This is a genomic window from Paenibacillus sp. WLX1005, assembly GCF_046603685.1.
Classification (GTDB): domain Bacteria; phylum Bacillota; class Bacilli; order Paenibacillales; family Paenibacillaceae; genus Saccharibacillus.
The window spans coordinates 1,567,421-1,580,493 of the sequence record NZ_CP176756.1 but is presented as its reverse complement, the minus strand read 5'-3'; the positions used below and the strand labels follow the sequence as shown (position 1 = coordinate 1,580,493).

7 protein-coding genes are annotated in these 13,073 nt (G+C 49.7%); 2 read left to right on the top strand and 5 right to left on the bottom strand.

Annotated elements, in window-relative coordinates; genetic code table 11:
- Window positions 1-18: 18 nt before the first annotated feature.
- Complete coding sequence (locus ACE3MZ_RS06895; RefSeq protein WP_411345716.1) at window positions 19-2,391, bottom strand: endonuclease MutS2; 2,373 nt, start codon at window positions 2,389-2,391, stop codon at window positions 19-21.
- A gap of 256 nt (window positions 2,392-2,647) precedes the next feature.
- Between ACE3MZ_RS06895 and ACE3MZ_RS06890 the strand changes: the two genes are divergently transcribed.
- Window positions 2,648-3,058 (top strand): cupredoxin domain-containing protein, encoded by a 411-nt coding sequence (locus tag ACE3MZ_RS06890; RefSeq protein ID WP_411345715.1) that lies wholly within the window; start codon window positions 2,648-2,650, stop codon window positions 3,056-3,058.
- Window positions 3,059-3,200: 142 nt separating this feature from the next.
- On the opposite strand, the gene ACE3MZ_RS06885 is transcribed toward ACE3MZ_RS06890, so the two are convergent.
- Complete coding sequence (locus ACE3MZ_RS06885; RefSeq protein WP_411345714.1) at window positions 3,201-3,566, bottom strand: ArsR/SmtB family transcription factor; 366 nt, start codon at window positions 3,564-3,566, stop codon at window positions 3,201-3,203.
- A gap of 255 nt (window positions 3,567-3,821) precedes the next feature.
- Here ACE3MZ_RS06885 and ACE3MZ_RS06880 point away from each other — a divergent pair, with 255 nt between their 5' ends.
- Window positions 3,822-5,222 carry an MFS transporter gene (locus ACE3MZ_RS06880; RefSeq protein WP_411345713.1) on the top strand — a complete coding sequence of 467 codons (1,401 nt, stop codon included), beginning with the start codon at window positions 3,822-3,824 and terminating at the stop codon, window positions 5,220-5,222.
- 159 nt (window positions 5,223-5,381) lie between these two features.
- Here the strand turns inward: ACE3MZ_RS06880 and zapA are convergent, their stop codons facing one another.
- From zapA to pheS, 3 genes are all read right to left on the bottom strand, one after another.
- A complete protein-coding gene (zapA, locus tag ACE3MZ_RS06875; RefSeq protein ID WP_411345712.1) occupies window positions 5,382-9,044 on the bottom strand; it encodes a cell division protein ZapA in 3,663 nt (1,220 codons plus the stop codon).
- A gap of 423 nt (window positions 9,045-9,467) precedes the next feature.
- Window positions 9,468-11,909, bottom strand: coding sequence for a phenylalanine--tRNA ligase subunit beta (pheT, locus tag ACE3MZ_RS06870; RefSeq protein ID WP_411345711.1), 2,442 nt, complete (start codon window positions 11,907-11,909; stop codon window positions 9,468-9,470).
- 97 nt (window positions 11,910-12,006) lie between these two features.
- A complete protein-coding gene (pheS, locus tag ACE3MZ_RS06865) occupies window positions 12,007-13,038 on the bottom strand; it encodes a phenylalanine--tRNA ligase subunit alpha (RefSeq protein ID WP_411345710.1) in 1,032 nt (343 codons plus the stop codon).
- Window positions 13,039-13,073 lie beyond the last annotated feature (35 nt).

The window sequence follows — 13,073 nt, the reverse complement described above, 5'->3', positions numbered from 1 at the left end:
TTCAAAGAGATTCCGGATTTATTTCAATTCGGCAACGGTCACACCCGTACCACCTTCACCGTAGTTGCCAGTACGGTAACTTTTCACATGCTTGTGGCGGCGCAGGAACTCCTGAATGCCGGTACGCAGTACGCCTGTACCTTTGCCATGAATAATATACACCTGTCCGAGATTCGCCAGAAATGCTTCATCAAGGAAACGATCCACATCAATCAACGCCTCTTCGACATTGGCACCACGCAGATCCAGCTCGGAGTGAGTATTGTCATCGCGCGAACGCTGAACGGTCGTCACCTGCTTGCGCTGTGGCTGAGCGGCAGTCGATTTGGACGATTGCATCAGCTCTAGGTCGCTGAGCGAAACTTTCATCTTCATAATGCCCATTTGTACAAGCGCTTCTTTGGAGCCGGACAGTTCGACGACATGACCTTTTTGACGGAAGCTGTGCACCATAACTTCATCGCCGGGACCGATCGGTTTTGCTTTTTTCTCAGTGGTGGTCGGTGCTTTCTTTTTCTTGCGTTGTGCTGGTGCGGCTTCGTCCAATTGACGACGAGCAGCGATCAGGCGATGCTCCTTGACGGATGCGCCTTCTTCCAGCGCCATTTTGCGCAGAGATTGAATGACTTCATCCGCTTCGCTGCGCGCTTTGTCCAGAATGGCACGCGCTTCGTCTTCGGCTTTTTCCAGACGCTTGTCGCGTTGATCTTCCAAGCGCTCCAGATCGCGCTCATAGCGTGCACGCAGCTGCTCCATCTCCTGGCGCAGACGCGCGGCTTCGGTGCGTTCCGCTTCGGCACCCAGACGATTCGTTTCGAGGGAAGCGATCATTTGCTCGACGCGTTGATCTTCTTCGCTTACTTCACCACGTGCTACATCCAGAATATCCTTCGACAGTCCAAGGCGCTCAGCAATCGCAAACGCGTTGCTTCGTCCCGGTACACCGATCAGCAGACGGTATGTCGGGCTGAGCGTGTTGACGTCGAATTCCATACTGGCGTTGATGACGCCTTTGCGATCATACGCGTATGCTTTCAGTTCGCTATAATGCGTCGTTGCAATCATCCGACAGCCGCGGGCATGAATATGCTCCAAAATAGCAATCGCCAGCGCCGAGCCTTCTGCCGGATCGGTTCCCGCGCCTAGCTCGTCAAACAGTACCAGACTTTTCGGTGTCATTTGACGCAGGATGGAGATGATATTGGTCATATGACTGGAAAATGTACTGAGATTCTGTTCAATACTTTGCTCATCCCCGATATCGGCATAAATCGCGTCAAATACGCACATCTGGCTGCCATCATCCGCCGGAATAAACAGACCGGACATCGCCATCAGACTGAGCAGACCGACCGTTTTCAGGGTGACTGTCTTACCGCCCGTATTCGGACCGGTAATAATGATGCTCGTATTGGTATTACCCAGCTCCAGATCAGTCGGAACGACATGCTCCGGTGCAATCAGTGGATGACGGGCTTTTTTCAATTTAAAAAATCCACGGTCGTTCATGACCGGTTTGTTCGCTTTCATTTTGTAGCCAAGACGCGCTTTGGCGAAAATAAAGTCCAATTGCGCAATCGTCTCCACATCGTAGCCAAGCAGTTCGTTCTGCTCTGCTACTTGTGCGGTCAGCTTTTGCAAAATAACTTCGATCTCACGCTCTTCACGCAGTCGTGTTTCGCGTAACTTATTGTTCATCGCTACAATCGCTTCCGGCTCAATAAACAGCGTCGCACCAGAACCAGATTGATCATGCACAATCCCGCCAAAGTACGAACGGTATTCAGCTTTGACCGGGATGACAAAGCGGTCGCCTCGAATCGTAATCAGCTGGTCTTGCAGCATCTTCGCTACCGTTTGTGAACGGATCATACCGTCCAGCTTTTCACGGATACGTACTTCGCCGGAACGCAGCTCACGGCGAATCGTTGCCAGCTCACTGCTGGCAGAGTCCATCACATGCGCTGAATCGTCGATACAGGCACGGATATACTTTTCGAGCGGACGCTGATCAGACAACAATTCGATCAGATCAAACAGTAGCGGTGCAGGCTCTTCTTCATGCACCATCTCGACATGGCGTGCCGCACGGCGCATGCCCATAATCGTATTCGCGATACCAAGCAGCTCGCTTGGGTTCAGTGTACCGCCGATGCGTGCGCGGCTGACAGCCGGACGAATATCGACGATGCCGCCAAATGGCGGTGTGCCTTTGAGTCGATCCACATTGGTCGCCTCATCGGTATATTGCAGCATTTTCTTGACATACTCCAGATCGGTATCCGGCTTCAGCGACAGCGCAGCCTGCTTACCAAGCGCGGTTGCCGCATAACCTGCCAGCATATCGAGAATATGTCCATACTGCATCGTATGGAATATTTTTTCGTTCAACGTTATGACACTCCTCTATTCATACTGAAATCCTCATCACCATAGACGGCGATTTCAGGCAAATGTTTCAACACACACGTACAGACAGGTGGAATACGTACCAATTACATCTACAGCGGCAACATGGCATACCACTTCCATTCTATTATACACCCGCACACAATTTTCACAAAAGGTTTGAATGACAGTCTCTTCCATGTGCGTTATGATAAAAATGATTGCAATGGAAGATAATGAGATCAGGAGGGAACTACTCATGAAAAAATATATGCTGATCGGCGTCACTGCCGCCATGTTGTTATTAACAACAGCGTGCGGCGGGCAAGCGCAAAACTCATCCGGCGGAACAGGCGTTACCGATACGGGCGTAGCTACATCGGATAGCGGTGAAGCTAGCGGCAACCAGCTGGTCGTCAAAGCGACGAATTACGCATTCGACCAGAAGGAATACCATGTCAAAAAAGGCGAACCGATCACGATCGTCTTCCAAAATGAACAAGGAAACCACGGTCTGATGATCCCGGCACTGAATGTCGATCTGAATTCCAGCAATACAACGGCAACCGTAACCCCGCAAGAAGCAGGCGAATTTGATATGGCATGCTCGATCATGTGTGGCTCCGGTCACAGCACGATGGTTGCCAAGCTGATCGTTGACGAAGCATAAGCATGATCTCTTGAATAGGATGACAAAACACGCAGTCGCTCTTATGCTGACTGCGTGTTTTTTGTGCTGTAGAACATGGATATAGTGGCAAGGCGGCTACATGGTGACAAAGTGGCTACTCTGTTTCTTTTATCAATGGTTGCTATTCCTCATCTGCCAATGTAGTCGTCGCTTCATCGTTAGCATCAGGAAAGCAAGCTGCTGTCGCATCATAGGCGGACAGCACTGCATGCAGCACGCCGGGAAAACGCTCATTCAGATCATCTTCGCGTACAGTGATCAATCGCTGTGTACCATGACTGCGTGTAAACACAACCCCGCTCTCGCGCAGCGTCCGCAGATGATGCGACAAGGTCGATTTGGCAACAGGCACTTGAAAAGCATTGCATGGACTCTCGCCCTCACTGCGAATTTGCGAAACAATATGAAGCCGAATCGGATCGCTCAAAGCGTACAATACGGAAGCCAGTTCGATCTCGTGACGGTCAGGATGATATAACACTTTCATAACAACGTCTCCTTTGAGCTGAAAAGTAAGTAGCAGCTCCGCTATTCCCTCATACGTCATGTGGAAATTGGAAGCGGCATCATACGTTTCTATGAAATGCAGAGCACAGTTACTATATTTATATTTACATGTAAATAATGAATACTATTCCTATCCAATTTTAAAATCTCTAATTGAATTTTAAATCATCCCATGCTATATTTCAATTGTTCGATGACATTCGAACAACACTTTTTTCGTACAGGGGGAATCTTGATGTCAACTACTGCAACAACATCTGTTGCTGCTTCCCATACAGACAGCGTCCGTCAGGATCGCCTGCAAAAAGAAGGGCTATTAACCGTGCTGCTAGGCATTGCAGTCGTACTGGCAATTATGAACACATCGATGTTCAATCTGGCATTACCCAAAATCACGTCCTATTTTCAATTGACGGATTCGGTATCTTCCTTGATCGTAACCGGCTATTCGATCATGTTCGCCATCTCTTCTATTACATATAGCCGATTGTCCGACTTCGTACCGCTACGCCGTTTGCTAGTGATCGGGCTGAGCATTCTCGGGCTAGCTGCGATCGGCGGTCTGTTCAGTAACAGCTTTGCACTGCTGCTGACGATGCGGGTATTGCAGGCAGTTGGTGCCGGGGCAGTCATTTCGCTGTCGATGGTATTGTTCACCCGCTATATTCCACTAGAACGGCGCGGTAAAGCGATGGCATTCATTATGTCTGCGGTCTCGCTAGGACTCGGCTTAGGTCCAGTTGTCGGCGGAGCGATTGTTGATTATATGGGCTGGCGTTTTCTATTTCTGATCACGGCGATTAGCTTGCTGCTGGTGCCGCTGTTTTATTTATTTTTACCCAAAGAAATGCCAAAGCGCGGTGTGTTTGATACGGCGGGCGCATTGTTTGTTGCGGCAGGTACAAGTGGTATTCTGCTGTTCCTGACCAATCACTCATGGTTGGCGCTGACGATCGGGCTGGTTGGCTTGGCACTGTTCATTCTGCGTATTCGACTAGCAGCGGAACCGTTCGTGCAGCCTGCACTGCTGGCAAATACATCGTATGTAACACTATCGCTGGTCGGCATTCTCTCGTATCTGTGCAGCTTTGCTACGCTGTTCCTCATTCCGCAAATTCTGGTGCATCGCTTCGGCTTCAGTGCCAGTCATGCTGGATTCATTATTTTCCCAGGTTCGCTACTGGCGATTGTCGCTTCACGCAAAATCGGCTCTATTATTGACGAGCATGGTAACTCGTCGATTCTGCGATATGCGCCGCTAATGGTATTGTTCGCGATTGTGCTGTTCGCCCTGTTTGCAGGCAATTCCTGGTTATCAATTCTGTTCATTTATTTGCTGAACAGCTTGAGCTTCTCAATGTTATCAAGCAGTGTGTCTAATGAAATCTCGCGCATCTTGCCAGCATCACAGGTCGGCTCGGGCATGGGACTGTTCCAGCTGATGCAATTTTTCAGCGGAGCATTCAGTGTGGCATTGGCATCCAGTGCAATGGAATGGCAAAAAGGATTATCTCTCTCAGCTGCGTACTCCAATATTTTCTGGGGATTGATGATTATGGCGCTTCTTGCCTTCATCTCATCGTATGTTTATCTACGCACGATGCGGATGTTGAATGCTAACAAACAGATTGGATAATACGCTTGTGAGACGGTATTCATCTTTATTGTAATTGTATAATCGTAAAAAGAACCGACAGCACCTAGATGCTGTCGGTTCTTTTTGATTTCAGTTTTCTCATTCTAACTTTTTTATTATTTCAGTTTCCATACACCATTTACGAGCATCTTCACTTGCTCAGTTCTGATCTTGCTCGATCAGTTCCATCCACTCATTGTGCTCAACCTGTAGCTGTTGATGCTGTTCGCGCAGCTGTTGAAGTTCCTGATGAATGCGCTCTTTCTCCTGAATCTGGCTTTCACGTTCCACATTCATAATACGTAGCTGATGGCTGAGCATTTCGTACTGATCCATCACTTCGCGGGCTTCACGGCTGTGCTCCTGCTGCGAATGTTGCAATTGCTCGCACTGACCACGCCATTGCTGCTCGCTCTCTTCCAATTCGCGCAGCAGTTCATTTTGCTGCTCCTGACGATCGGTTAATTGCTCCAGTCGTCCATTGACCTGCTCCAGTTCTACAGATAACTGTTGGTTCTGTTGCTCCAATCGTCCGATCTCTTCCATATACCCCTGCTCGTTCAGCACAATCGCACGATACTCTTCTTCCAGACGGTGATGCCGCTGGCTCCAGCTGTCAATATCCTGCAATGCTTCTTCCAGTAAACGAGTTTGCTCCTGTTGACGCGCATTCCATTCATCCAGTTGCGACGTCAGTGTGTCCACCTGCTGACGTGCCTGCTCTAGCTCACTCTGAATCTGGGCAGTGTCCTGTTCCTGTTGACGGGACAGCTCGCGCCACGTTTCCGCTTCTTCACGCCACTCGTCAGTTTCACTGCGTACAGTCGTCAGTTGTTCTTCCAATTCGCGTGTACTTTGTGCCAGTTGTTGTTCTTTGTCCAGCCATTGCGAGGATTGCTCTTGATAACGCTGCTGCTCATCCGCCCATTGCTGACGTACCTGCTCCAGTTCGCTGCGAATCTGTGTCGCTTCTGTCTCTTGCTGTTGCGACAGCTCGCGCCATGTATTCAGTTCTTCATTAACTGTGCCATATTCTGCACGCGCTCGATTCCATTCGCCGCGCCAGTGATCCGCCTGCTGTTGCAGTTCAGCATATTGCTGTTCCAGCTCATGCTGCTGTTGCTCCAACTCTGCCGTGCGGTTCTGCCACTGTTCTTGCTTCTGATTCAGCGAATTCCATTGATTGCGCAGATCCAGAATCTGCTGTTCTTGTTGACCGGACAGTTGCTCCCATGTATCCGATTCCTCTCGTACTTGAGCAGCAGATAAGGTCAATTGCTCCAATTGCTGTTGTAAACGCTCGGTCTGTTCGGTGAGATCATCCCGCTCGATGTTGAGCAGATCGAGCTGTTCTTGCACTTCTGCTAGCTGTTCGTCATACAACTGGTTTAACTGCTCCATCTCTGCCCGCAATTCGGTCAATTCTTCCTTATGCTGCTCAGACAGACGCTGCCAGTTGCCAGATTCCTCGCGTGTATCGACCAGTTGACGCTGGTGCTGTTCCAGTTCGGCAGAGCGAGCTTGAAGCTGTTGCTCCCACTCAGCAGTCCGATCGTGAAGTTGTTGTTCCCATGTAGCGGTGTTATCTTGTAGCTGCTGCTCCAGCTTTTCGATGCGTGTCTGCAACTGCTGTTGTTGGGCTGTATATTGTTCTTCCAATTGCTGTTGTTGAGAAAGCAGGCGTTCCTGCTCATCCTGATGTTCAGCTTGCAAACGCTGATGCTCCGCTTCGTATTGACTGCGAAGCTGTTGTTGCTGCTGACTGCGCTGCTCCAACTCGGATTGCAGTTCTACAATCTGCTGTTCCTGCTGACCGGATAATTGCTCCCATGTATCTGCTTCTTCACGGAACTGTTCGGTATTCTGGCGGGATTCTGCCAGTTCTCCATGCAACTCATCCAACCGCTGCTGCAACTGCTGTTGTTGATCGGCTGTGGTTGCAAGGCGCTGCTCTAGTTCGCCAACCTGCTGTTCATGCTGCACGGTCAATTGTTGCTGTACATCCTGGCTGTGCTGTTCCAGTTCAGCATGACGATTTTGCCATGATTCCAGCTCAGCCCACACCTGATTGTGCTCGCCGCGCAAGCTTTCCAGTTGCGGCTTCAGTCGTTCATTCTCCTCTTGAGCAGTCGTCAGGCTCGTTTGCGTGTCTTGCAATTGAGCAGACAATTTCTGCTGTTGTTGCTCCAGTTCACTCCGGCTGTGCTGTAACGACTCCAGCTCGGTATGCAGCTTCGCTTCCTGTTGCTGCCATTCACTTTGGCTAGTTTGCAGTGATGCCAGCTCAGCACGCGCCTGCTCTTCGCGCTGTTCCAGCTCACTTCGACCTGCTTGCGACAATTCCAATTCGCTGCGCAAATCGGCTGACTGCTGTTGCAGCTGCTCCAATTGCTCGCCGCGCTGCTGCCATTCTTGCTCCAACTCGCGGTGACGCTGCTCCAGCTCCGCATGACGATCCTGCCACGAACCGAGTTCCGTCCATACTTGACCATTCTCTTCACGCAGTTCGTCCAGCTTACCTGTTTGCTCGTCAAAGCGCTGTACCGTTTGCTGCTGCTGTTGCTCCAATTCGTTGTAACGTCCCTGCAATGTTTCCAGTTGCGGCTTCAACATTTCATTTTCTTCATGTGCAGCTGTCAGGCTGGCATGCGTATCTGCCAGTTCGCTTGCTGACTGCTCCTGCTCTGCCTGCAATTGCTCATAACGTTGTTGCAATTGTTCCAGCTCTGAACGAAGCTGTCCACCTTCATTACGCAGCGTTTCCAATTGAGTCGCTTGCTCTTCCAGTTGCTGACGCGCTTCCGTATCGCTCTGCTGCAACTGACTGTGAACATCCTGCAAAACAACCAGTTCCTGCTGGCGTTCTTCCAGCTGCTGCTCCAATTGCTCCAGCTGAGTTCCACGTTCCTGCAATTGTTGGTCAAGCTGATCATGCAGCTGTTGCAGTGTCTGATGCTCGTCCCGCAATTGCTGCAAATCGCCATCCTGCTGCTGTGACAATTCGCGCCAAGTTTCGGCTTCTTCCTGTGCCAACTGCAATTGCTGTTGTACCTGATCATGCTGCTGACGCGATTCGTCCAGCTGCGCATGGGTAAAATCGTTATCTTCCTCCAATACAATCACACGCTGCTGCGCCGTATCGTGCTCTTGTTGCAGCGTATGGATACTCTCTTCCAATTCTTCCGTACGCAAACGGTACGTTTCTTCATTTTCGGTAGACTGCATCAGATCCAGCTGCAACCCTTCTACCGTTTGCTTCATATTATTTTCCAGATTGCTATACTGATCCTTGAGTGCATCGATCCGAGTCGTGGACTTGTCCAGCTCATCTTGTAATTGCACGCCAGTCTGACGGTAATCAGCATTTTGCTGCTCCAGCTTGGTGTTGTTTTGCTGTGCAGCTGTTAATTCGGTTTGCGTTTGCTCCAATTCACTGCGAGATTGTGTCAGCTCGCTATCCAGCTGCTGCTGATTCGCTTGTCGCTGCTCGTTCTCTTCTTGCAGCTTCCGAATCACATCCTGCTGCTTGAGCTGCACTTCATGCAGTCGCTCCAATTCCTGCCGCAGCGAATCGCGTTCACTCACTGCCTCATCCAGTTGCGCACGACCCTCGTTCGCCTGAATCGCTTCTTCCGCCATATGTACTGCTGACAAAATGGCAAGCTTCGTGGTGTCCAGATGATCGTGTGCCTGCGCAATTTGATTCATATGCCCGTCTACATATTGGGCTACACTTTTCATATAGTCGGCACTGCTGCCAACTAGCTTATACGACTTTCCGTAAATATTCACACTGACTTTGATCCGATCGTTTGTTGTCACAGTCGTGCCCTCCTTTGTTTCATTTCATCTATTCGATTCATCATTATGTCGTGTATAAGCACAAAATGTTGACGAAGCATAAGCCAGATCGTCAACATTTTGCATCACCGCGGTCTTGTACGGAATGCAACATGCCATGTCGGCATCCTGTATGCCGGAGCGCACCGGGTTCCAAATAAATATGGGCATACACAGGTGCATACTAACATTACGCCTGTGGTCATCTTTTATGCTGACCTTATTGTACAAAATGTTCTTCTGTCTATTCTAGTGCTCGTTGAACAAAAAAGCCACATCGACGTCTATTTCGATGTGGCTTCATGGAATTCCTGCTGCTTGCACATTAGGAATCAGCTTCTATTTTGTTAGAACATATCGCTATACCCGATTACATAACGAGATTGGATGCTATCTGCATTACTATTATTTACGCAGTTCGGCACCGAATCGCTCTGCCAATTGCGCCAGTACAGTATCGTGTACAGCTGTTACTTCTTCATCAGTCAGGGTATGCTCAGCATGACGATACACGAGTGCAATGGCGACACTTTTCTTATCCGCGCCGAGACGTTCGCCTTTGAACACGTCGAATACGTGTACCGATGTTAACAGCTCGCCTGCTGTTTCGCGGATAGAAGCAATCAGATCGCCTGCCGGAATTAGATCGTCAACGACAACCGCGATATCACGTTGAACAGATGGATAACGCGGCAATTCGCTATACGTAATCTGAGTTGTTGTATGCTCATACAGCGGCGTCAGTTCGATCTCTGCCACATACGTTTCATCCAGATCCGCTTCCCGCTGAATATCTGGGTGAATCTGACCAATCGTACCGATACGCAGCTCACGCGAGCCAGTAGTCAGATATACGGATGCGGAGCGACCCGGATGATATCCTTCTGGTTGATCTGCTTTGTACGTAATGGAAGGCTGAATGCCCAGATAGCTGAACACACCTTCCAGCGCGCCCTTGATATCGAAGAAGTCAACACGGTCAGAACCGGTATTCCATTGCGCAGGCTGACGTTTACCAGTGAGCAGCAGACCAAGCAATGGCACTTCATTCGGCTGACGAGTAAGCTTCTCTTCTTCACTGAAGAAAGCCATACCAATCTCGAACAATGCCAGATTATCCTGCTTGCGGTTACGGTTGTATGAAGCGATCTCCAGCAATTGCGATACGATACCAGTACGCAGTACGCTACGCTCCTCGCTCATCGGCATCGCCAGCGCTACATCGTGATGACTGCCGCGCAGCTGTGGGAACCGTTTGTTTTTGTCTGGATGTGTGAACGAGTAGCTGATCACTTCCTGATAACCGCCATGTACGAGCAGATGGCGAACCGTACGACGCAGACGCTGTGGTGCAGTCAATGCGCCCGGTGTCGTTGCGCCCTCAATTGGCGTCGTCGGGATATTGTCGTAGCCATAAAGACGTGCCACTTCTTCGATCAGATCGACATCACGCTGAATATCGCCGCGACGAGTCGGTACACGTACCTCGATCAGATCCTGTGCTACATCGCCGCAAGGGAATTGCAGACGACCGAAAATAATTTTCACTTCCAGCAGCGACAGCTCAGTACCAAGATAACGATTCAGCTTACTCAGCGACAGCTGCAATGTTTGTTCTTCTGGCTGAGATACAACCTGCTCAACGACACCTTCGTGAATCATACCGTGTGCATAACGCACGATCAGCTCAGCTGCACGATTCAGCGCGGGTACAACCGCAGCAGGATCAACTTCTTTTTCAAAACGAAGACTTGCTTCGGAACGCAGACCGAGACGACGAGACGTTTTGCGAACTGTACCGCCATCAAAGCGTGCCGATTCTAGCAAAATGTTCACCGTTTCACCAGTCACTTCACTATCCGCTCCGCCCATGACGCCAGCAAGACCAACTGCTTTGCCGCCGCTCGCAATCACTAGCATGCGCTCATCCAGCTTACGCTCCTGATCATCCAATGTTTTCAAAATTTCGCCTTCGCGACCCATACGCACTTCGATTGCACCATTGTTCAGCTTGTCCGCATCGTACGCATGCAGCGGTTGACCGTATTCCAGCATAACGAAGTTCGTAATATCGACCACGTTATTGATCGGACGAATACCAGCAGCGATCAGACGATTTTGCAGCCATAGCGGCGATGTACCAATCTTGATGCCAGTAATATAACGCGCGGAAAAGTGACTGCATGCTTCTTCTGCTTCAATTGATACAGAAATATGGCTGGCAGCGGAATCTCCACCTTCTACCGGATTCACTTCCGGCAATTTCACATCACGACCAAGAATTGCACCTACTTCATAAGCGGCACCAATCATGCTCAGACAGTCGGAACGGTTGGGCGTCAGATCAAAATCAAGAATCTGATCGTTCAAACCGAGCAGATCAATAATCGGTGTACCGATTTCTGTTTGCTCTGGCAGTACGAGAATGCCTTCTTGTTGCTCCTTCGGCAGCAGCTTGTCGTTAATACCTAGCTCCTTCGCGGAACAGATCATACCTTGCGATAGAACGCCACGCAGCTTGGCTTTTTTGATATGCAGATCGCCCGGCAGCTTGGCACCAACCAGTGCAACCGGTACTTTTTGACCAGCATCGACGTTTTTGGCACCGCAAACAATTTGCAGGTCTTCGCCTTGTCCAGCATCGATTGTACATACGTTCAGCTTATCTGCATCCGGGTGTTTTTCCTTATGTTTGACATAACCGACAACGACGCTAGTAATGCCCTGATTACGGCTTTCTACGCTGTCGATCTCAATCCCTGCACGGGTAATTTGCTCAGCGAGGTCTTCCGGATTAACGCCTTCCAGCGACACATACTGAGATAGCCATTCTGTTGATACTTTCACAGTCCGTTCACTCCTTTTACCTTCAATAGTATCTGGTATTGCATCGTACAGTTGATGCTCTATCGTTTACAATGGATCACATTCATCATGACCCATATTACATGCGGGAGAATTGCTCCAGGAAACGCATATCATTGCTATAGAAATGGCGAATATCGTCAATGCCGTATTTCAGAATTGCGATCCGCTCGACGCCCATACCGAAGGCAAAGCCGCTGTACACTTCCGGATCAAAACCACCCATTTCCAGTACTTTCGGATGCACCATACCGCAACCGAGAATCTCGATCCAGATGCGCTCGCCGTTTTTCTTCGTAAAGGTCACATCGACCTCAACACTTGGCTCAGTGAAAGGGAAGAAGCTTGGACGCAGACGAATCTCGGTTTGTTCACCGAACATTTCGCGTGCGAATTGCAGCAGAGTTCCTTTCAGATCGCTCATGCGAATGCCTTTGTCGATAACGAGTCCTTCAATCTGGTGGAACTGGAAGGAGTGAGTCGCATCGTCATCATCGCGGCGGTATACAGCGCCCGGACAGATGACTTTTAGCGGAGCCTGTCCTTTGGCATGTTCCATCGCCCGGATCTGGATTGGGGATGTTTGTGTACGCATCAGCAGATCTTCCGTCAGATAGAACGAATCTTGCATATCACGTGCTGGATGGTTTTGTGGCAGATTCAGCGCTTCAAAGTTGTAATAATCCGTCTCAACCTGCGGTCCTTCCGCTACACGATAACCCATACCGAGGAAAATATCTTCCAGCTCCTCGATGACTTTGTTCAGCGGATGAATACCACCTTGGGACAATGGACGACCCGGCAAAGTAACGTCGACTTTTTCATTTTGCAGACGGGCATTCGTTTCTTCACGTACAAAATGCGCCTGCTTGCGGCTGATTACTTCCTCGATCGCTTCGCGCACTTCATTCGCTACCTGACCAACGACCGGACGCTCCTCCGCACTCAGTTTACCCATACCGCGTAGAATCTCGGTCAACGCACTCTTTTTGCCAGAGTATTTGACGCGCAGATCATCCAACTCCTTGGGGGTGCCGACTTTTTCCAGTACGTCCAGCGCTTCTGTCTTCAGCGCTAGCAATTGCTCTTTCATTTGAACCGTTTCGCTCATTGTAAAATTCCCCTTTCTGCCTGTTTGTACACATT